This window comes from Pseudomonas mercuritolerans, from assembly GCF_025706525.1.
Lineage (GTDB): Bacteria > Pseudomonadota > Gammaproteobacteria > Pseudomonadales > Pseudomonadaceae > Aquipseudomonas > Aquipseudomonas mercuritolerans.
In genome coordinates this window covers 689,289-710,039 of the sequence record NZ_JAMSHA010000003.1, presented here as the reverse complement: position 1 = coordinate 710,039, position 20,751 = coordinate 689,289, and the positions used below count along the sequence as shown (strand labels likewise).

Sequence of the window (20,751 nt, the reverse complement as noted above, 5' to 3'; positions counted from 1 at the left end):
TTCAGAACCACAGCCTGACCCCGAGGACCAGGCGCGCCTCACTGCGATCCTCGTCTTCTTCGCCGGCATAGTCAGCGGTGTTGCCGTAAGTGCGATTCCACGTCACGCCGATATAAGGCGCGAATTCGCGGCGGATTTCATAACGCAACCGCAGGCCCGCCTCGGTATTGGACAACCCTGAGCCGATGCCTCGCTGGGGATCGTTTTTGCCGTAGATATTCAGTTCAGCGGTCGGCTGCAGGATCAGTCGATTGGTCAGCAGGATGTCGTAGTCGCCCTCCAGCCGTACCGCACTCTGGCCGCCCTCGCCAAGGAAGGCCGTGGCTTCGGCCTCGAAGTTGTACAGCGCCATGCCTTGCACGCCGAACGCGGCCCAGGTTTGCGGTGCGCCGGGTTTGAAGTCCTGACGCACGCCGCTGACCACGTCCCACCATGGTGAAATCGCGTGGCCCCACAGCGCTTGAATTTCCGCGTCTTCAGTCTTGCCGTTGTTGCGCTCGCCTTCAGAGCGCAGCCACAGCCGATCGGTATCCCCGCCGATCCAGCCGGACAGGTCCCAGGCCAAAGCGCTGCCGTCATCGGCGTTCTGCCATTCGAGTTTGTCGGCAAGAAAGTAGCTGTTTATAACGCTGTCGTGCACCTGATGACCGCCGGGGCTGGTGAACACCGCAGCGCGGTCGGCGTCGGTCACGGGCGAAATCGGCGTGCGGCTTTCGCTGGGCGCGGCGGGCTGCATCATGCCGTCGTCCATGCTTTGCATTGCCGAATGATCCATCCCGGGCATCTGGCTATGGTCCATGCCGTGCATGGCGTCGGCGGCCATGGCTGAGGTGCCGGCGAGCAGCAGCGAAAACACGCTGAGTCGAGTCATGATCGGCCTCTTCATTCTTCCACCCGCACTTCGCGGAACATGCCCGTTTCCATGTGATAAAGCAGATGACAGTGATAAGCCCAGCGGCCGAGGGCGTCGGCGGTGACGCGATAGCTGCGGCGGCTGCCGGGCGGCATGTCGATGGTGTGTTTGCGCACCTGAAAGTCGCCGTTTTCGTCTTCCAGATCGCTCCACATCCCGTGCAGGTGGATCGGGTGGGTCATCATGGTGTCGTTGACCAGCACCAGGCGGATGCGCTCGCCGTATTTCAGCCGTAAAGGCTCGGCATCGGAGAATTTGATGCCGTTGAACGACCAGGCGAATTTCTCCATGTGGCCGGTCAGGTGCAGCTCTATCGTGCGGCCCGGATCGCGGCCGTCCGGGTCTTCGAAGGTGCTGCGCAGGTCGGCGTAGGTCAGCACTCGGCGGCCGTTGTCGCGCAGGCCGAGGCCTGGGTCGTCGAGCTTTGGCGCGGTGATCATGGCCTGCATGTCCACCAGCGGATTGTTGTTTTCACTGTCGGGATGGGCTTGCATCGGGCCCATGCTGGAGTGATCCATGGTGCTCATGTCCATGCTGCCGTGATCCATGCCGCCCATGCCCATGTCGTCCATGCTCACCAACGGACGCGGATCCAGCGCCGGCACTGCTGCCGACATGCCGGCGCGTGTGGCGAGAGTGCCACGGGCGTAACCGCTGCGATCCATCGCCTGAGCGAACAGGGTGTACGCCTCGGTTTCAGGTTCGACGATCACGTCATAGGTCTCGGCCACGGCAATGCGCAGTTCATCGACGCTGACCGGTTTGACGTGCAGGCCATCGGCAGCCACCACCGTCATTTTCAATCCCGGAATACGCACATCGAAATAGGTCATGGCCGAGCCGTTGATCAGGCGCAGGCGCAGTTTTTCGCCGGGACGGAACAGCCAGGTGAAGTTGCTATCGGGGGCCTGGCCGTTGATCAAAAAGGTATACGTGGCGCCACTGACGTCGGCGATGTCGGTGGGGTTCATGTTCATTTGCGCCCACATCGTGCGATCGGCAACCGTGGCGCCCCAGCCTTTCTCACCGACATCGTTGATAAAGTCGCCGACGGTGCGTTTGTGGAAGTTGTAGTAGTCGGACTGTTTTTTCAGGGTCTTCATCAGTCTGGCCGGGTCTTCGTCGGTCCAATCGCTGAGCATCACCACGTAGTCGCGATCGTACTGGAAAGGCTCTGGCTCCTTGGCCTCGATGACCAGCGGCCCGTAGACGCCGGCCTGCTCCTGTAACCCGGAATGGCTGTGATACCAGTAGGTGCCGTGTTGCCGAACCTTGAACTGGTAAACGTACACGCCGCCCGGTTCGATGCCGTGGAAACTCAGACCCGGCACGCCGTCCATGTTCGCCGGCAGCAGAATGCCGTGCCAGTGAATCGAGGTGTCGGCCGTGAGCCGGTTTCGCACCCGCAGCGTCACGGTATCGCCTTCGCGCCAGCGCAACAGCGGACCGGGCAGGCTGCCATTGATGGTCATCGCCGTGCGTGCAGAACCCGTGAAATTGACCGGAGTTTCGCCGATGAACAACTCGAATTCGTTACCGCTCAGTTCGTTGACGGGCGCGGCGCCGTTCAGCGCCCAGACCGGTGTACGCCAGAGCCCGAGGCCACCGAGCAAGCTACCGGCGGCCAGGCCTTTGACAAAAATGCGTCTTGTGAGAATGGATGGCATGCGCTGGAAATCCCCGTCTGACTCATGACAGAGAGACTAGCCAGCCCCGGCTTTCAGTTGGCTGAGGCAAACATTACAGTTTTGTCAGTTAACCCGGGCGGCTTACAGGCTTAACCCTTGCTGCACCACCTGCAGCAGATTGTTTTCCGTCAGCGCGATCGCATCCAGCTCCTGGCCGGTCTCGATAGTCTGCAACCACCAATGGCTTTCGCCATGCTCGTCAACCGTGCGCAGCAACGACTGATCACGCCCCGGCACCTTGATCTCGACACGTCCGCAACCGTCCTCGGTAAACCGCGCAATCGGATCGAAAATCAGACTGTGATTGTTCGCTTCGATCACCAACTGGTCGATGGCGTAGTCATGGCTTTCACCATCCGGCGAAGTTTCGCAAACGTGCGTAGGATTTCGCCGAATCTTCAGTCCTACTTCGGTGACTGGCTGTAGCCAGGCTTCGATGCGGTGGTACAAGTCGTACACCTGAGCAGGCCAGCAATCGATTTCCAGCGCCGCATCAGCCTGGGTATGCCGTGTCTGCTTGAGTCTGGCGGCGAGTTCGTCTGCTTTACTCATGTCGGTTCCCTTGTTGGATGTCTGCCTGTTCAGCGTAGACCTTTGCACGGCGCAGGGCCTTGCCTTGCGTCATGCGCTTGCAATACAAGCGTGTCGAAATCAGCACTGGCCAAGCCTGGCCAACAACGAAAACCACGGACGCAGGCGTCCCAAGGAACGGGTTAATGAAAAAGCTGTTTACAATTCTGGCGATGATCGCGCTGACGGCCGGTAGCATCGGCATGAGTTCGGCGCGTCAGCCGGCGTCGAACAAAGCGCAGGCCGAATCGGTGGCGGGGGTGTTCGACTATTACCTGCTGGCGCTGTCCTGGTCGCCGACCTTTTGTCTGACGCACAAGGACGACGCGCAGTGCACCGGCAAGGGTTATGGTTTTGTCCTGCACGGTTTGTGGCCGCAATACGCCAAGGGCGGCTGGCCAGAATCCTGCCCACCGCTGACCAGGCTATCGGCGGCAGAAACCAGCAAGGGCCTGACGATGTACCCGACGAAAAAACTCCTCGATCACGAATGGTCCAAGCACGGTACCTGCAGCGGTCTTGGCGCGGAGGGCTATCTGGACAATTCCGATCAGGCCCTCGGCGCGGTGAAGATTCCGCAGGCGTTACAGCCGTTCGGCTCGACGTCGTACTACTTCGAAGCGCAGGAAATTGTCGATCTGTTTCGCAAGGCCAATCCGGGTATTCCTGAAGACGGAATTGCGGTGGTTTGCAGCGGCCCGCAGCTGTCGGAAGTGCGGGTGTGCATGGACAGGGATTTGCAGTTCGGCGTGTGTGGCAAAGGGGTGAAGACGCAGTGTCGGGCGGGGGATATTCGGGTGCCGCCGGTACGGTAAGCCATCCGTAATGAGCCAGGAAAAACAGGCGCTCCCGTGAGCGCCTGTTTTTTTGGCCTGAGGATTTGAAGGGGAGGGCAAATTCGCGCATGCTGCGCGCCTCAAAGGATCTGCACGACACATTGCAAGGAGCTGTTCATGAGCGGAAAACCCGCTGCCCGCGTCACCGACCCCACCGCCTGCCCGTTGCCGGGACACGGCACCAACCCGATCGTCAGCGGCTCGCCGAATGTCAATTTTGATGGACTGGCGGCTGCGCGCATGACCGACAAGTCCGCTTGCGGCAGTGCGATCAGCGGCGCTGTATCTGGCACCGTGTTCATCAATGGCTTGAACGCGGCGATGCTGGACAGCACCGGTGGCCACGGCAATGTCGTCATCGGCGGTTCAGGCACGGTGATCATTGGCGACACCGTAGTCGCGGCGCCTTTCAGTGGTCTGCTGCCGATGCCGGTGCACTTCACCGACAAGCTGAAACTGGTCAACGATGTGACCGGTGAACCGATGCCCAACCATCCCTACATGATCCAGCGCGCCGACGGACGCATGGAACATGGCGTGTCTGATGCCTCCGGATTTACCCATGAAGTCAGTTCGCACCTGCCTGAAACCATCAAGCTGTTTCTGGAGGAGTGAGGCAATGACGGCTGAGACGGTAACGTGCGCGAAGGGCAATACTTACAAGCTGCACAAGGAGCATACGCTGACCGACAAGAAGGATGTCAGCGCCAAGCCTGTGCCGGTGGAAAGTACCAAGGCGATCGTGCTTTTTATTGGTGGGGCTGGGGATAAGGAGAGTTATTACTTTTCTGGGCCTTATGGAAACATTTTGGCCGCCCGGGCTGCATTTGATAAACGCAATGAGTCGCTGAGCGCCGAAGGTAGATATCGCTCAGAGTGGCTGGGTTATAACGAAGTCAGAGGGAAGCAAGACATCCAGCGATATGTTCTTAGCCTGATTCCGTACAAGAGTTGCCCTATATACATCGTCGGACATAGCCTCGGTGGATGGAACGGTGCGCATCTGACGAAACTCATGTCGGATTGGGGTTACAGAATGCAGATGCTGATTACTTTGGATCCGGTTGGCGAAGGTGCTCTTGTCTGGATCGGCTCAGACATATATCGCCAGCGACCTGACCCAGTCGCTGTCGAATGGATCAACATCAAAGCGACACCTACCAATAGAAATTCATCAGATGGCGTAGCTGACTTTGGTGAGAAGTGGATTGTTTCTTGTGGGCCTTCTTTGAACGTAAACGTCGATACCAGTCATGCAAACGCGCTAGAGCTGTTTGTTGCGCCTATTTCCGGTGGCAATTCGGCGAGCGATTTGTTGATGGCCGCGATCATGAAGGAGTTTTCTTGATGTCCAGATTGATCATCTGCGTATTGCTCATTGTTTGCTCCGGATGTGCAAAAGACCATTCAAAGCCTGCTGCAAACTTGAGTTTCGTGTCCGTGAAACGAGAGAGGACGCTTTTATATGACATCCGATACCAATCGGATGTGGATGTCCTGAACCTGTTTGATAAAGGACAGGGAGAAGGGATGATTGCAGGTTTTCTGACGTGTGCGTTGGGGGACGATCATGATTTCTCCATTGAGAAAGCGATGCAGTTTTCCGCGGTAGGTTTGATTGAGTCTGACGGGGAACCGCTAAACGGAGGGAAATTTTCTTATCTCACCAGCGCGTTTCTCGTTGAAACCTCCAGCAGCCGTAGTTCAGAACGTCACCTGTCTACAACGGAGCTAAACAACCTTCTCTCCAACAAAAGCCAGATTCCCTGCAAACTATTTGTCACTGCCTTTGGCTACAAAACCTACTACTCAAACACCATGAACATCCCCACCGCCGACCTGCTCCGCGAAATCAACAAACCCGAATAAACAACCCCGGGGGGACTCACGCAAATCCCCCCGCATCCACCCCCAATTCCCCACGCAAAAACTCCACCAGCCCCCGCTGCAACCCGCTCAACACTCCCTCGCGGCTGACCAGCGCAAGTTCCGTCGGCGCCAACTCCGGCAGATCCGTACACACCTCATGCTCTGGCAATACCGCCGAAACCGGCAGCACCGAAACCCCCAACCCAGACGCCACCGCCGCTTGAATCCCGGTCAGGCTGTGGCTGCCGAACGCCACTCGCCACGGTCGCTGCGCTACATCGAGCAGGCGAATCGCCCGTTGTCGATACAGGCAGCCCTGCGGAAACAGCGCCAGCGGCAGCACACCGCTGGAGGTGTCCAATTCGGTGCCTTTGACCCACACCAGTCGTTCCGGCCAGGTGGCCCATGCCGGGCCGCTGTCGGGTTCGCGTTTGATCAGGGCAATGTCGATGTCGCCGGCGTCGAGGCGTTGGCGCAGGTCGAGGCTCATGCCGCTGATGGTTTCCAGGCGCGCTTGCGGATGGTTGCGGGTAAAACCGGCGAGGATCAGCGCCATGCGCCGGGCGTCGAAGTCTTCCGGCATGCCGATGCGCAGCACTTCCAGATCGACGTCGCTGGCCAGCGCTTGCGTGGCTTCGGCAGACAGCGCCAGCAATCGCCGCGCGTAGTGCATCAGTAATTCACCGTGCTCTGTGACCGCGACGTTCACTCCGCTGCGGTCGCGCAGGAGTAGCGGGTGGCCGACCAGATCTTCGAGTTTGCGCACCTGCTGGCTGACCGTCGATTGCGTGCGGTGCACACGTTCGGCAGCGCGGGTAAAGCTGCCTTCGTCGACCACGCAGACAAAGGTTTTCAGCAATTCGAGATCCAACATGGCAGCATTCCTGATAGTTGATTTGCGAATGACTATCGAGTGTTTATTTAATTTCACACTATTACCGCGCGCTCATAAGCTGAAGTCCTCACTCTGGAGGAATCGACCGATGACCTTGAACAACACGCCACGCCCGCACTGGCTGACCTTCGATTGCTACGGCACGCTGATTCAGTGGGATGAAGGACTGAAAGCCGTGGTCGAGAAAATGCTCAGCGACAAGGGCGAGCACGCAGTCGACGCCGCTAAGCTGATCGAAGTCTACGACCGTCACGAGCATCGTCTCGAACAAACACCGCCGCACCGTTCCTTTCGCGAACTGAGCACCCTCGGCCTGCAACTGGCGCTGGCAGAGTTGGGCTTGCCGAGCCAGCCCGAGGACAGTCAACGCCTGGCGGCGGCCATCCCGAACATGCCGCCATTTGCCGAAGTGGTCGACACCCTCGCGCAGCTCAAAGCCTTGGGCTTCAAGCTGTGCATCGTCTCCAACACCGACGACGACATCATTGCCGGCAACGTCGCGCAACTCGGCGGCCATATCGACCGGGTGATCACCGCGCAACAGGCTGATGCCTACAAACCGGCGCCACGGCTGTTCGACTACGCTCATGAGCAATTGGGCGTGACCCGCGATGAGGTGGTGCACATCTGCGCCAGCCCGACGCTCGATCACACGGCGGCGCGGGACATGGGTTTTCGATGCGTGTGGATCGATCGCGGCACCGGGCGCCAGTTGTTGCCCGACTATCGCCCCGACGCGATCCTCTCCAGCCTCGATCAACTGCTGCCGCTATTCAAATCTCTCGGCTGGACCTAAGGAGAATTGCCATGGCGCACACCTTGAGCGGCACCGCCAAAACCAGACCCACCTCGATGCTGAACCTTGCAACCGAGGCGATCATCACCGCTCGCAACGAACTTGCTGCGTGCTTTCAACTGGCCGCATTGCATGGTCTGGAGGAGGGCATCTGCAATCACTTTTCGGCGATGCTGCCGGGGCATGATGATCTGTTTCTGGTCAATCCATACGGCTACGCTTTTTCGGAAGTGACCGCGCAGAATCTGTTGGTCTGTGACTTTGCCGGCAACGTCGTCGATGGCGAAGGCGAGCCCGAGGCGACCGCGTTCTACATCCACGCGCGCCTGCACAAACAACTGCCACGGGTAAAAGTCGCGTTCCACACGCACATGCCGCACGCCACCGCGTTGTGCCTGTTGCAAGGCCCGCCGCTGCTGTGGCTGGGGCAGACTGCGCTGAAGTTTTACGGGCGCACAGCGGTGGACGAGGATTACAACGGCCTCGCACTGGACGCATCCGAAGGCGACCGCATCGCCAGCGTCATGGGCGACGCCGACATTCTCTTTCTGAAAAACCACGGGGTGATTGTCGCTGCGCCGACCATCGCCGAAGCCTGGGACGATCTGTATTACCTGGAGCGCGCCGCGCAAGTGCAACTGCTGGCCATGGCCACCGGGCGTGAATTGAAACCGGTGCCCCACGCCATTGCGCAGCGCGCCTATGAACAAATGCGTCAAGGCGATGCGCAAAGTGCCCGCGCGCATCTCACCAGCGCAATGCGGCGGCTGGCCATGCACAACTGATTAACCGTAAAGAAGCAATCGTAAATAAATCGACGAAAAGCGATCATCCAAACTCGCGACGCGCCGATAACTGGGCGGGAGGCGGGCGTTTGCCCGGTACATCCCGGTGGGCTACGCTCACACATACAAGGGTTTCGGGCTCGCGCCCCTGTCGTACCTGCCCAGGACATGCTTTTGCCAATCCCCATTCACGATCCGCATCAGGCCCCCGGCACGCTCAAGCGGTTGCCGCTTCGCAAAGCGGCGGTGCTGTTTATTGTTGCGGTGAGTCTGTGCCTGTGCGGTCTGCTGTACCTGCAACTGGAGCAGTCGCGGCGTCAGGATCTGGCGGTGGCGAAAATGGCCTCCGGCAACCTGACCCGAGCCATGGCGCAGCAGGCCGAGGACACCGTGCGGGCGGCGGATCTGGTGATGACCAGCCTGGTCGACTGGATTCAGGACGATGGTTACGGGGCGGCGCAGCGCCCTCGGTTACAGCGGATCTTTGCCCGCCGCGCGCAGCAACTGGATCAGTTGCATGGCATCTTTCTCTTCGATCGCGAAGGGCAGTGGGTCATTACTTCGTTCGCCGATCTGCCTCGTGGCAATGGCGTGGCCGATCGCGAATATTTCAAGTTCCATCAGCAGAATGCTTCGACCGTTGCGCACATCGGCCCGGCGATTCGCAGCCGCGAAAACGGCGAGTGGATTATTCCGATTTCCAGACGCGTCAACGATCAACTTGGCAACTTTCAGGGCGTGCTGATGGCCGGTATCCGCATGTCCTACTTCGATCAGTTCTTCAAAAGCTTCAGCCTCGATGACAGCGGCATCATGTTTCTGGCGCTGACCGACGGCACCTTGCTGGCGCGACGGCCCTTTGATGAGTCGCTGATCAACACCTCGGTGGCTCACGGCGAGATCTATCAAACCCTGTTGCCGAACGCTAACGCTGGCACCGCGATGCTCAATTCCGTGGTCGACGGCGTGACCCGCTTGTATGGCTATCGCCAGCTCGCCTCGTATCCGCTGGTGGTCTCTGCTGCGACGTCGCAAGACACGATTCTGCAGGGCTGGTATGACCGCGCCTTTCAGTCCAGCGTGATTGTCGCGCTGGTGATCCTCGGGATTGGCCTGTTCGGCTGGGTGTTCATTCATCAGGTGCGCGACGGCGAGCGTATCGAGAAAAACCTGCGCAAGGCGCAACTGGCGCTGGAACAGATTGCCACCCACGACAGCCTTACCGGGTTGGCCAATCGGCGCTTGTTCGAGCGTTCGCTGGACATTGAGTTTGCCCGGGGCGCGCGGCAGGTCAGCCCGGTGAGCCTGATCATGCTCGATATCGATTTCTTCAAGCGCTACAACGATGCCTACGGCCATGTCGCCGGCGATCAATGCCTGGCGCAGGTGGCACAGGTGGTGAAGACCTGCTGCCAGCGCAAGTCGGATCTGGCGGTGCGTTACGGCGGCGAAGAATTTGCCGTGCTGCTACCGGACACCGACATCAACGGCGCGCTGGCGATAGCCGGGCAGATACGCCGCAGCGTGATCGACAAGCACATCATTCACAGCGGCTCGCCGACCGGTTATCTCACGGTGAGCCTGGGCTGTTATTCATTTATTCCCAACGGCAACGACAGCCCGCAGGTGTTTATCCAGCGCGCGGACGCGGCGTTGTATCAGGCGAAAAATGCCGGACGCAATCGCGCGGCGGTGTTTACAGCTGAAGAGGGTTTTGCCGAACTGATGCGTTCGGATCGCTGATTCTTTCAATCAACAGAAATCAGAAGTGGGAGCGAGCCTGCTCGCGAATCGGTGTGTCAGCTTGCATCAAGCTTGGCTGACAGACCGCTTTCGCGAGCAGGCTCGCTCCCACATTGGGTCCTGATGTAAGCAGGACTATCCGGGATGGCTCTTGTTCGTTCAGCCGCCCGTGCCACCGCCCGCACCACCCGTGCCGCCGCCGGCCGAGCCGGTGCCGCCACCCGCGCCGGAACCCGAGCCACTGGCGCCGCCATTGGTGCCCGTGCCGGTGCCCATCCCCGAGCCAGTACCGGTGCCGGTGCCGTTATTGGTTCCGCCAGAACCAGTGCCGCCCGATGGCGAGCCCGGGGTGTTGTCTGGCGGCATGGTCGAGCTGCTGGCGCCGCCGGACTTGGTGCCCGTCGCATCGGTGCTGTCATTGGCCGCGAAGCTGGCGGCGGACGCCGTGGCGAGCAGGCCGGCCAACAATAACGAAGTGAATTTGCGCGTCATCATGGTACGTCTCCTGATAAAGGGGATTACCTGATGTTGGTCTTGCGCACTGAAACCTTGGTGCCCGTCGAGTGACGAGCGGTCAGTCGCCGCGCCAAGTGGCCTACCGTTCTTCTGCAATATTGGCTATTTGCCGAAGCACCCCCGGGGACTAACGTAGCCACACATTCAATCGCTACCCCGGAGCCCACCATGCAACCTCGTGCCGATTTCTACACCGCTTCCCCCGATGCCATGAAAGCGATGATGGCGCTGGAAAATGCCGTCTCGAAACTGTCGCTGGAAAAGAGCCTGCTCGAACTGGTCAAGCTGCGCTCTTCACAGATCAACGGCTGCGCATTCTGCATCGACATGCACACCGCCGACGCGATCAAGGACGGCGAAACCCCACGCCGCCTGTTCGCCGTGACGGCATGGCGGGAAGCGCCGTTCTTCAGCGAGCGTGAGCGTGCCGCGCTGCTGTGGACCGAGTCGCTGACACAACTGAGCCTGAGCCACGCGCCGGACGAAGACTATGAAGTCGTCGCTGCACAGTTTTCGCCGAAGGAACTGGTTGACCTGACAGTGGCGATCAACACCATCAACGGCTGGAATCGCCTGGCGGTGGGCTTCCGCAAACTGCCGCAGGCCTGAAACACTCACGCTATTCCCTTGTGGGAGCGAGCCTGCTCGCGAAGGCGACGTGTCAGTCACCATCATCGTTGCTGACATACCGCATTCGCGAGCAGGCTCGCTCCCACAGGGACCTGTTCAATGCCCATCGGAGCTCGGCGTCGTCGGTGGTTGCACCTTGCGCATCAAGAACACCATCACAGCGTGCATTGCTTTGTATTAATACGAAGCATTACTATTCACGCCCCTTTCTCACACGCCGCCCATCCCCCATGCGCTCCCGCAGATCCGGCTTTTTCGAGCATTACGAAGAGTTGATCGGCACCTGGACTCGGCGCCTGCGCAATCGCGCGCAGGCCGAGGATCTGGCGCACGACACCTTTGTGCGGGTGCTCGAGGCGGATTCGGCGGCGGTGCAGCAGCCGCGTGCGTATTTGCACCAGACCGCGCGCAACATCGCGGTTGATGGGTATCGGCGTGAGGATCGGCGCGGCGCCATGGAGTCGGAGGCGGTCGAGGACACTGCATCGTCAGCGGGCGACCCGGAGCATTACATACGCGCGATCCAGTTGGCCGACTCCATCGAACGCGCGCTTGCCGAATTGCCGCTCAACTGCCGCAAGATTTTTGTCTGGCAGAAGATCGAAGGCCTGACTCAGGCAGAAATTGCCGAACGCCTGGGGCTGTCCAGGAACATGGTCGAAAAGTATATGATCCGCGCCCTGCGGCATTTGCGTGAGCGGCTGGATGGGTTGCAATCATGAGCGCTCGCGTCTTTTCATTCTCAGCCGGACAGGACATTCCATGATGGAAACGGGTGATTGCGCCTGTGGGCAAACGGCGGTGCGTGACGAAGCGGCGGCCTGGTTCGTGCGTTTGCAGGAGCCGAACGTCAGCGTCGAGCAACGCCAAGGCTTCGAGGCCTGGCTGAACGAGCATCCGCAGCACCGCGAAGAATTCCAGTTGCTGCAAGGCTTGTGGACCGCGGCTGATCTGCTGCCGACTTCTCGCCTCAAGGCGCTTGCCGAAACTCCGCCACCTCGCCGCGAACGCCGGCCGTTGCTGCGTTATGCCGTGGCCGCGAGTGTTCTGACCGTGGCGCTGGGACTTGGCCTGTTCAGCGGGCTGAATCATCCGGGCGGTTACCGCGCCGAGTTCGCCACGGCGTTGGGCGAGCGCAAGCATGTAGCGTTGCCGGATGGTTCGGTGATCGATCTGAACAGTCGCAGCCGCTTGCAGGTGCGTTATGAGAAGGATCGACGGCTGATCGAATTGAGCGCGGGCGAGGCGATGTTCAGTGTTGAACACGACGCCTCGCGTCCGTTTATTGTCGAAGCCGGCAGCGGCAAGGTCACAGTCACCGGTACGCGTTTCGATGTGCGCCGCGATGCCACGCAGACCCGCGTGGTGGTGGAGCAGGGCACGGTGAAGGTGCAGGGAAGTGCTGCCCCGGAAAACGAATTCATCAACCTGAGCGCAGGCCTCGGCACTTCGGTCGATGCCCAAGGCAAAGTCCTGCCGGCCTACGCGGTCAGCCCGGCGGAACTGACCGCATGGCGCAACGGCAAACTGGTGTTCAACAACGCCAGCCTCGGCGAAGTAGCGGCGGAAGTATCGCGATATCGCGACAAACCGCTGACCGTATCCCAGCCGAACGTGGCCAGCCTGCGCCTGACCAGCGTGTTCAAATCCGACGACACCGACGCCTTGCTCAAAGCCTTGCCGAGCATCCTGCCGGTGACGGTGCGCACCCTCGCCGATGGCAGTCAGGAAATAATTTCCAGATAGCATTCAGGTTTTTTCCCCGTTCATCGTCTACCTGTTCAACTGCAACTGGTTTGCATTAACAGCCGCACACTCTTGCGATCCACAGGACTGCGTACGACGTGAACATCACCACAACCCACAATAAAAAATCCCCTTGGTTGCCACTGGCCTTGGCGCTGGCGGTCAGTGCCGCGATGCCATTGGCGTTTGCCGCTGAAGCCATTCACATTCGCGCGCAACCGCTGGGCCAGGCCTTGAGCGAGCTGGGCCAGCAAACCTCGCTGCAGGTGTTTTTCAGCCCCGAACTGGTGGCCGGCAAACAGGCGCCAGCGGTCGACGGCGACCTTTCGCCAGAGCAGGCTTTGCGTCAGCTGTTGCAGGGCAGCGGTCTCGATTATCAGATCAATGAAGGCTCGGTGACGCTCGCCCCAGCCGCCACTTCCGCAGCCAGCAACGGCCCGCTGGAGCTCGGCGTGACCGACATCAAAGTGGTCGGCGACTGGCTCGGTGATGCCGACGCGGCGGTGGTGCAGAACCACCCCGGCGCGCGCACGGTGATTCGCCGCGAAGCGATGGTCGAGCAGGGCGCGATGAACGTCAGCGACGTGCTCAAACGCGTGCCTGGCGTGCAGGTGCAGGACTCCAATGGCACTGGCGGCAGTGATATTTCCCTCAACGTCGGCGTACGCGGTCTGACTTCGCGCCTGTCGCCACGCTCGACCGTGCTGATCGACGGCGTACCTGCCGCGTTTGCTCCGTACGGCCAGCCGCAACTGTCGATGGCGCCGATTTCCTCAGGCAACCTCGACAGCATCGACGTCGTGCGTGGCGCCGGTTCCGTGCGTTACGGGCCGCAGAACGTCGGCGGCGTGATCAACTTCGTGACCCGCGCGATTCCGGAGAAAACCACCGGCGAAATCGGCACCACCCTGGAAACCACGCAGTACGGCGGCTGGAAACACATCGACACCGCATTCCTCGGTGGCACCGCCGACAACGGCATGGGCGTCGCGCTGCTGTACTCCGGCGTCAACGGCCACGGTTATCGCGAGCGCAACAACGGCAACGACATCGACGACGTGCTGCTCAAGACGCACTGGGCGCCGACCGATCAGGACGACTTCAGCCTCAACTTCCACTATTACGACGCCAGTGCCGACATGCCCGGCGGCCTGACCCAGCGTCAGTACGACGACAAACCGTACGAATCGGTGCGTGACTACGACCAGTTCACAGGCCGGCGCAAAGACGTGTCGTTCAAGTGGATTCGCCAGATCGACGAGCGCACTCAGGCGGAAATCCTCACCTACTACACCGACAGCTTTCGCGGCAGTACCATCGCTGCGCGCGATCAGCGCACCCTCAGCTCGTACCCGCGTTCCTACTACACCCTCGGCATCGAGCCGCGCGTGTCGCGGGTGTTCGATGTCGGCCCGACCACTCAGGAAGTCAGCGTCGGTTATCGCTATCTGAAAGAGGCAATGCACGAAGAGTCGAGCCGTCTGGCGCTGGTCAACAACCAGCCGGTGGTCACGCCGACCTCCGACGGCCACGTATTTCAGGATCGCACTGGCGGCACCGAGGCCAACTCGGTGTATGTCGACAACAAGATCGACGTCGGCAACTGGACCGTCACCCCGGGCATTCGCTTCGAACACATCAGCACCGACTGGCATGACCGCGCCGTGCTCGACACCGCTGGCCGCCCGGTCCAGGAAAAAAATCGCAGCATCGAAAGTAACGAACCGCTGCCAGCGCTGAGCGTGATGTATCACCTCTCCGATGCCTGGAAGCTGTTCGCCAACTACGAAACCTCGTTCGGCAGCCTGCAGTATTTCCAGCTCGGCCAGGGCGGTTCGGGTGACAGCACCGCCAACGGTCTGGAGCCGGAAAAAGCCAAGACCTACGAGATCGGCACGCGTTACAACGATGATGTCTGGGGCGGCGAGGTGACGCTGTTCTACATCGACTTCGATGACGAACTGCAATACATCAGCAACGATGTCGGCTGGACCAACCTCGGCGCGACCAAGCACCAGGGCATTGAAGCCTCGGCGCACTACGACATGGCGGCCCTCGATCCGCGCCTCGATGGTTTGACCGCCAATGCCGGGTTCACCTACACCCGCGCCACCTATGAAGGCGAGATCCCCGGCTTCAAGGGCCGCGATCTGCCGTTCTATTCGCGGCAGGTTGCGACGGTCGGATTGCGTTACGAGATCAACCGCTGGACGTACAACATCGATGGCTTCGCCCAATCGAAACAGCGTTCGCCGGGCACCGGTGTGAATGCGGATGGCAGCTTCAACGGCAATTACATCACTGAAGGCACGGCGGACGGGCAGTACGGCGACATCCCGGGTTACGTGACCTGGAACGTGCGCGGCGGTTATGACTTCGGCGCGCAGGTCTCGAATCTCAAGCTCGGTGCCGGGGTGAAGAACGTCTTCGACAAGCAGTACTTCACCCGCTCCAGCGACAACAACTCGGGGATGTATGTCGGCGCACCGCGCACGTTCTTCGTGCAGGCCAGCGTCGGTTTCTAAAACACAAGATCAAAAGATCGCAGCCTTCGGCAGCTCCTACAGGGGAACGCAAATCCATGTAGGAGCTGCCGAAGGCTGCGATCTTTTGCTTTAGACCTTGAGGACTTTGCCGCCAATTGCCACAGCCACCAGCAACACCGCCATCAGGCCAAAGGCAAAACTCAGGCTGCTGGCATGCGCGACAAAACCGATCACTGCCGGCCCGGCGAGAATCCCGGCATAACCCAGCGTGGTAATCGCCGGCACCGCGATGCTCTCCGGCATCACCGTCTGCTTGCCCACCGCCGTGTACAGCACCGGCACGATGTTCGAGCAACCGGCGCCGACCAGCGCATACCCGACCAGCGCCGCTTGCCAGCTCGGCGCGAAGGTGGCGAGAAACAACCCCGCCGCCGCCAACAGACCGCCGAACAGAATGATCCGCGTGGCACCCAGCTTGCGCACGATGCGGTCACCCAGCAGACGGCCGACGGTCATGGTCAGGGCAAACGCTGCGTAACCCATTCCCGCATAAGCCGTGTCGATCCCGCGTTCCTGAGCGAGGAACACTGCGCTCCAGTCCAGCGCCGCGCCTTCGGTGAGGAATACGATGAAGCACATGCCGCCGATAAACAGCACGATGCCATGGGGAATGGCGAACGCCGGGCCGGAGCTTTCGCTGCCGTAGGGCAGCATGTGCGGCACGCATTTGAGCAAGGCGCCGATCAGCAAAACCACTACCACCAGCATCGCTGCCAGCGGTGTCAGCCCGAGGCCGAGCAGGGCACTGACGCCCGCCGCACCGACGATGCCGCCGAGGCTGAACAAACCGTGGAATCCCGACATCATGTGCTTGCCGCTGGCGCGCTCGACGATCACTGCTTGCAGGTTCACCGTCGAATCCACCGTGCCGAGGCCGGCACCGAACATGAACAGCGTGGCGATCAGCGCCGGGATCGAGGACACCGTCGCCAGCAACGGCAGCGCCGCGCAGATCAGCAGCGTGCCGCCGGTGGCCACACGTCGGCAGCCGAAGCGCGTGGCAAGAATCCCCGCCAGCGGCATCGCCAGAATCGAGCCGACGCCCAGGCACAACAGCAATAACCCCAGCGTGCCCTCATCCAGCCCGGCCCGCGCCTTGGCATACGGCACCAGCGGTGCCCACGCGGCAATACCAAGGCCGGCGATGAAAAAAGCGATGCGGGTGGACATCTGTTGCAAACGTCCGGGGACGAAGGTGTCTTGGGGGTTGAGGCTGGTCATATCGATCCTTGGCAAAAAAACAACTGCATCCCGAGTGACATTCTGACGGCGTTGAGGTTCGATCTCAGGCCTTTCGGGGCATAACGGTGAACATCCTACCCTGTGGGAGCGAGCCTGCTCGCGAAAGCGGTGGGTCAAATATGGAAATGTCGACTGACCCACCGCCTTCGCGAGCAGGCTCACTCCTACAGGGGATTGCGGTTTACAGTCGGATTTTCGCCAGCATGGAATACGGGAACAAGGCATGACGAGCTTCTACGACGCACGCGGCAATATCTACGGAGTGGTTTCGCCCCAAGCCTTGCGCGAGGCCGGAATCGCTTTGCCAGCGAGGGCCGCAGAATGCGCCGTATCCAGGCAGCAATGGAGCGAGGCAGCCATCGTTTTGTGCTGTCACTGGCCCGAAGGCCAACGCCCGGCCAACAGCAAACCCCACCGCAGTGACGGCCTGCTGATCGGCCCGTTCCAGGCATCTGCGCCGTTCGATGTGCTGATCGTCAACACCGACGGCAGCCTCGCCGAGCGCAGCGGTAACGGCCTGACGATTTTTTCTCAGGCATTGACCGAGCAAGGCTTGATGGCGGAGCAGGGCGCAGTGTTGCGCGTTCATCATGACAAGGGCGAAGCGCTGGAAACCGCGGTGACACCGGTCGAAGTCGAAGGCGTGCGCGGCTTCTGGCTCGATCTCGGCCAGCCCGGATTCGGCCCGGAGGCTGTGGGTGCGCAGACGGTTGAAAACGTTCAGTTCAACAATCGCGACGTCAGCCATGTCCAGCCCCTGGCGGAACTCGATCCTGACTGGGCACACAGCCAATTCGTCCGCATCGGCAATCCGCATTGCGTGACGCTGCTCAGTGATGCGGCCGCTCTGCCGAGCAATGAACAGATGCGTGAACCCACCCTGAACCAACGGCTTACAGCGATCGCCTATGCCATGCCCAACGGTGCCGGCAATCCCTGCCCGACCGGCGTCAATCTGCAATGGGCCGCGCTGGTGTCGCCGCAGCAAGTCCTCGCCCGGGTATTCGAGCGCGGCGAAGGACCGACCGCATCTTCGGGCACCAGCGCCAGTGCGGTCGCGTGTGCTGCGTGGCGGGTGGGTTGGGTCGAGGCAGGGGAGGTGCGGGTGGTCATGCCGGGTGGCACCGCACCGGTTTTGCTTGAGGTTTCGGAAGGGGAGTTGCTGCGCGTCAGATTGTTTGGCACGGCGCGGTTGATCGCTTGATTCGGCCGACGCCATCGCTGGGATCTTCTGTGAGAGCGAGCCTGCTCGCGAAGAGGTCGGGACATCCAACATCGAGGCGCCTGGCATGGCGCTTTCGCGAGCAGGCTCGCTCCCACAGGTTTTGCTTTCGGCCCATCAGGTTCAGCGCAATTCTCAGCTGAACTCCACCACCGGCATCTGCCGCTTCATCAACACCTTGCCGCCACGAATCGAATACAGCGGCAGACCCTGGCTGCGGATCACTTCGTAGTCGCTGTCCGCCGATAGAATCAGCAGGTTCGCCGGGCGGCCCTGTTCCAGTCCGTAGCGATCGCCCAGGTGCATGGCTTTGGCGCTGTTGTCGGTGACCAGATCCAGCGCACTTTGCAGATTGCGATAGCCGAGCATGTGGCAGATGTGCAAACCCGCTTCAAGCACGCGCAGGATGTTGCCGTTGCCCAGCGGGTACCACGGGTCGACGATCGAATCCTGACCGAAACACACGTTCATCCCGGCTTCGAGCAACTCGTTGACGCGGGTGACGCCGCGGCGTTTCGGGAAGTTGTCGAAACGCCCTTGCAGGTGAATGCTTTCGGTCGGACAGGAAACAAAACTGATCCCGGAATGGCCGAGCAGGCGGAACAGTTTGGCGCAGTAGGCGTTGTCATAAGAGCCCATCGCCGTGGTGTGGCTGGCGGTGACGCGGGTGCCCATGTCGCGGCTGCGCGCTTCCTCGGCAAGCACTTCGAGGAAACGTGAATGCGGATCGTCGGTCTCGTCGCAGTGCACGTCGACCAGGCAGCCGGTGCGCTCGGCCAGGTCCATCAGAAACTTCACCGAGCTGACGCCCTGATCGCGGGTGTACTCGAAATGCGGAATGCCGCCGACCACGTCGGCGCCCATGCGGATCGCCTCTTCCATCAACTCGCGCCCGTTGCGGAACGACTCGATGCCTTCCTGCGGGAACGCGACGATTTGCAGGTCGATCAGGTGACGACTTTCCTCGCGCACTTCGAGCATGGCCTTGAGCGCGGTGAGTTGCGGGTCGGTGACGTCAACGTGGGTGCGCACGTGCTGAATACCGTGGGCGGCCAGGGCCTGAATGGTCTTCTTGGCGCGAGTCTTGGTGTCTTCTTCGGTGATGGTGACCTTGCGCTCGCCCCAGCATTCGATGCCCTCGAACAGCGTGCCGCTCATGTTCCAACGCGGCTCGCCGGCGGTGAGGGTGGCATCGAGGTGGATGTGCGGCTCGACGAAGGGCGGCACCACCAGATTGCCGCCGGCATCGAGGTCATCCGGGCCGAGGGTCGGCGCTTCGGTCTGACGGGCGATGCTGTGGATCAGGCCGTCTTCAAGGTGCAATTCGTGCAGGCCTTCCTGGTTGCGCAGGCGGGCGTTGATGATGTGCATCAGGCAAATCCTTTTTATAGGTCTTGTAGTGGTGCGCTGACGCGACGGGCGCCGAGCACACCGGTGACGATGACATACGTTAGCGCGGCAGCGGCAATGCCTACCAGCGGCGCGACCCAGGGCGAACTGAATGCAGCGACGGTGCCCACCCCGTAGGCCCCGAGCCCCGGCCAGTTGAACGCCGGCAACCGTGCGTCGGCCAGACGCGGATAGTGGCCGCGCCAGCGATAGAAAAAGTCAGCCATGATCACCCCGCCAATCGGCGGAATCACCGTGCCGAGCAGAATCAGATACGGCACCAGGATGTCGTACATGCCCAGCAGGGCGAGCAGGGTGCCGATCACAGCGCCGCCCAGGGTCACGGTCTTGCGCCGACCGGTACGCAGCAGGTTGCAGCCGGCCACGGCGAAGTTGTAGATGGTGTTGTCCTGCGTGCTCCAGATGTTCAGCAACAGCATGGCCATCGCGGCCATGGCGAAGCCCTGCAACAGCAGCACTTCAACCACATCCGGCTGTTGATAGACGATCGCGCCATATGCGCCGATCAGCACCATCAGGCCGTTGCCGATGAAAAAACCGATCAGGCTGGCCAGCACCGCGACTTTTGCCGAGCGCGAAAAACGCGTCCAGTTGGTGGCTTGGGTCGCGCCGCTGACGAAGGTGCCGAAGACCAGGGTGATCGCCGTCGACCAGTCCAGCGAACCGCTCGGCACCACGCTGAGCAAGCCTTCGAAACCGCCGACTTTCACGGTCGCTGCCCACATCGACAGCATCAGCAGCAACATCATCGCCGGCACCGCGATGTACGAGAGAATTTCCAGGCCGCGATAACCGATGTACGCCGTAGCGCAGAAACCCAGACCGAACAGCACCATCAGGACCAGCACGGTGCTTTCATCGAGATTGAAATACTTGCCGATCACCACCGCTGCCGTTGCCGTGCCCCAGGCGTACCAGCCGATCTGGGTGAAGCCGAGGATCAGGTCGCTGAGCTTGCTGCCGACTTCGCCAAAACAGAAGCGGCCCATCAGCACTGAATTGAGGCCGCTCTTGAAGGCGATGTAACCCAAGCCTGCCGCGTACAGACCGAGCAGCAGGTTGCCGACAATGATCACCGCCATCATCTCGGCGAAACCGAACGCGACCCCCAGCTTGCCGCCGGCAAACATGGTCGCGGTGAAAAACGTGAAGCCCAGTAACACCATCGCCGTCGAGGCCAGGCCTTTGCGCGCGTGCATGGGGACTTCACTGAGCGGGTAATCGTTGCCGGAGGCGTTCTGCGTCATGGGGCAGTCCTTGCTGGAAGGGGAAGACGCAGAAGGGTTGCAGCGGTCGTGCCAAGCGACGCAAGTGACCGAATGTGGAGACGCGACTGGGGTTTTC

The 20,751-nt window shown here is 60.8% G+C and carries 20 protein-coding genes; 12 read left to right on the top strand and 8 right to left on the bottom strand.

The features are described 5' to 3' along the window. Position 1: 1 nt before the first annotated feature. From ND528_RS11735 to ND528_RS11725, 3 genes are all read right to left on the bottom strand, one after another. A complete protein-coding gene (locus ND528_RS11735; protein ID WP_263470370.1) occupies positions 2-871 on the bottom strand; it encodes a copper resistance protein B in 870 nt (289 codons plus the stop codon). Positions 872-882: 11 nt separating this feature from the next. Further along, positions 883-2,580, bottom strand: a complete 1,698-nt coding sequence (locus ND528_RS11730; protein WP_263470369.1) for a copper resistance system multicopper oxidase — start codon at positions 2,578-2,580, stop codon at positions 883-885. Between the two features lie 102 nt (positions 2,581-2,682). Next, complete coding sequence (locus ND528_RS11725) at positions 2,683-3,153, bottom strand: hypothetical protein (protein WP_137214694.1); 471 nt, start codon at positions 3,151-3,153, stop codon at positions 2,683-2,685. 164 nt (positions 3,154-3,317) lie between these two features. On the opposite strand from ND528_RS11725, the gene ND528_RS11720 reads away from it, so the two are divergent. The 4 genes from ND528_RS11720 to ND528_RS11705 all read left to right on the top strand — a co-directional run bounded on the left by ND528_RS11720 (position 3,318) and on the right by ND528_RS11705 (position 5,876). Next, entirely contained in the window at positions 3,318-3,986 is a 669-nt protein-coding gene (locus ND528_RS11720) for a ribonuclease T2 (RefSeq protein WP_263470368.1), read from the top strand. Between the two features lie 138 nt (positions 3,987-4,124). Further along, the gene (locus tag ND528_RS11715; RefSeq protein WP_408005030.1) at positions 4,125-4,622 is read left to right on the top strand and encodes a PAAR domain-containing protein; all 498 of its coding nucleotides are present in this window, start codon (positions 4,125-4,127) and stop codon (positions 4,620-4,622) included. 4 nt (positions 4,623-4,626) lie between these two features. Then, positions 4,627-5,355: an alpha/beta fold hydrolase gene (locus ND528_RS11710; RefSeq protein ID WP_130909818.1), complete on the top strand. Its 729-nt coding sequence runs from the start codon at positions 4,627-4,629 to the stop codon at positions 5,353-5,355. Next, the gene (locus ND528_RS11705) at positions 5,355-5,876 is read left to right on the top strand and encodes a hypothetical protein (RefSeq protein ID WP_178083624.1); all 522 of its coding nucleotides are present in this window, start codon (positions 5,355-5,357) and stop codon (positions 5,874-5,876) included. The genes ND528_RS11710 and ND528_RS11705 overlap by 1 nt, the downstream gene beginning before the upstream one ends. Positions 5,877-5,892: 16 nt before the next feature. On the opposite strand, the gene ND528_RS11700 is transcribed toward ND528_RS11705, so the two are convergent. Beyond that, positions 5,893-6,750 (bottom strand): LysR substrate-binding domain-containing protein, encoded by an 858-nt coding sequence (locus tag ND528_RS11700; RefSeq protein WP_263470367.1) that lies wholly within the window; start codon positions 6,748-6,750, stop codon positions 5,893-5,895. Between the two features lie 109 nt (positions 6,751-6,859). On the opposite strand from ND528_RS11700, the gene ND528_RS11695 reads away from it, so the two are divergent. The 3 genes from ND528_RS11695 to ND528_RS11685 all read left to right on the top strand — a co-directional run bounded on the left by ND528_RS11695 (position 6,860) and on the right by ND528_RS11685 (position 10,095). Further along, on the top strand, positions 6,860-7,567 hold the full coding sequence (locus ND528_RS11695; protein WP_263470366.1) for a haloacid dehalogenase type II: 708 nt from the start codon (positions 6,860-6,862) through the stop codon (positions 7,565-7,567). An 11-nt stretch (positions 7,568-7,578) separates the two neighbouring features. Beyond that, positions 7,579-8,352: an aldolase gene (locus ND528_RS11690; protein ID WP_263470365.1), complete on the top strand. Its 774-nt coding sequence runs from the start codon at positions 7,579-7,581 to the stop codon at positions 8,350-8,352. A gap of 174 nt (positions 8,353-8,526) precedes the next feature. Next, positions 8,527-10,095, top strand: a complete 1,569-nt coding sequence (locus ND528_RS11685; protein ID WP_130909823.1) for a sensor domain-containing diguanylate cyclase — start codon at positions 8,527-8,529, stop codon at positions 10,093-10,095. Positions 10,096-10,254: 159 nt separating this feature from the next. Here the strand turns inward: ND528_RS11685 and ND528_RS11680 are convergent, their stop codons facing one another. Beyond that, entirely contained in the window at positions 10,255-10,590 is a 336-nt protein-coding gene (locus ND528_RS11680) for a hypothetical protein (RefSeq protein WP_130909824.1), read from the bottom strand. 189 nt (positions 10,591-10,779) lie between these two features. Here ND528_RS11680 and ND528_RS11675 point away from each other — a divergent pair, with 189 nt between their 5' ends. From ND528_RS11675 to ND528_RS11660, 4 genes are all read left to right on the top strand, one after another. After that, positions 10,780-11,220: a carboxymuconolactone decarboxylase family protein gene (locus ND528_RS11675; RefSeq protein ID WP_073471402.1), complete on the top strand. Its 441-nt coding sequence runs from the start codon at positions 10,780-10,782 to the stop codon at positions 11,218-11,220. A gap of 251 nt (positions 11,221-11,471) precedes the next feature. Next, complete coding sequence (locus ND528_RS11670; protein WP_263470364.1) at positions 11,472-11,963, top strand: sigma-70 family RNA polymerase sigma factor; 492 nt, start codon at positions 11,472-11,474, stop codon at positions 11,961-11,963. A 40-nt stretch (positions 11,964-12,003) separates the two neighbouring features. Then, positions 12,004-12,987: a FecR family protein gene (locus ND528_RS11665; protein WP_263470363.1), complete on the top strand. Its 984-nt coding sequence runs from the start codon at positions 12,004-12,006 to the stop codon at positions 12,985-12,987. 98 nt (positions 12,988-13,085) lie between these two features. Beyond that, positions 13,086-15,512 (top strand): TonB-dependent siderophore receptor, encoded by a 2,427-nt coding sequence (locus tag ND528_RS11660; protein ID WP_263470362.1) that lies wholly within the window; start codon positions 13,086-13,088, stop codon positions 15,510-15,512. 90 nt (positions 15,513-15,602) lie between these two features. Here the strand turns inward: ND528_RS11660 and ND528_RS11655 are convergent, their stop codons facing one another. Beyond that, complete coding sequence (locus ND528_RS11655; RefSeq protein ID WP_076563610.1) at positions 15,603-16,754, bottom strand: MFS transporter; 1,152 nt, start codon at positions 16,752-16,754, stop codon at positions 15,603-15,605. 244 nt (positions 16,755-16,998) lie between these two features. Here ND528_RS11655 and ND528_RS11650 point away from each other — a divergent pair, with 244 nt between their 5' ends. Beyond that, a complete protein-coding gene (locus ND528_RS11650; protein ID WP_263470361.1) occupies positions 16,999-17,979 on the top strand; it encodes a diaminopimelate epimerase in 981 nt (326 codons plus the stop codon). A 153-nt stretch (positions 17,980-18,132) separates the two neighbouring features. Here the strand turns inward: ND528_RS11650 and codA are convergent, their stop codons facing one another. Next, on the bottom strand, positions 18,133-19,368 hold the full coding sequence (codA, locus tag ND528_RS11645) for a cytosine deaminase (RefSeq protein ID WP_263470360.1): 1,236 nt from the start codon (positions 19,366-19,368) through the stop codon (positions 18,133-18,135). Positions 19,369-19,382: 14 nt separating this feature from the next. Further along, complete coding sequence (gene codB / locus ND528_RS11640; RefSeq protein WP_263470359.1) at positions 19,383-20,654, bottom strand: cytosine permease; 1,272 nt, start codon at positions 20,652-20,654, stop codon at positions 19,383-19,385. Positions 20,655-20,751: the final 97 nt, after the last annotated feature.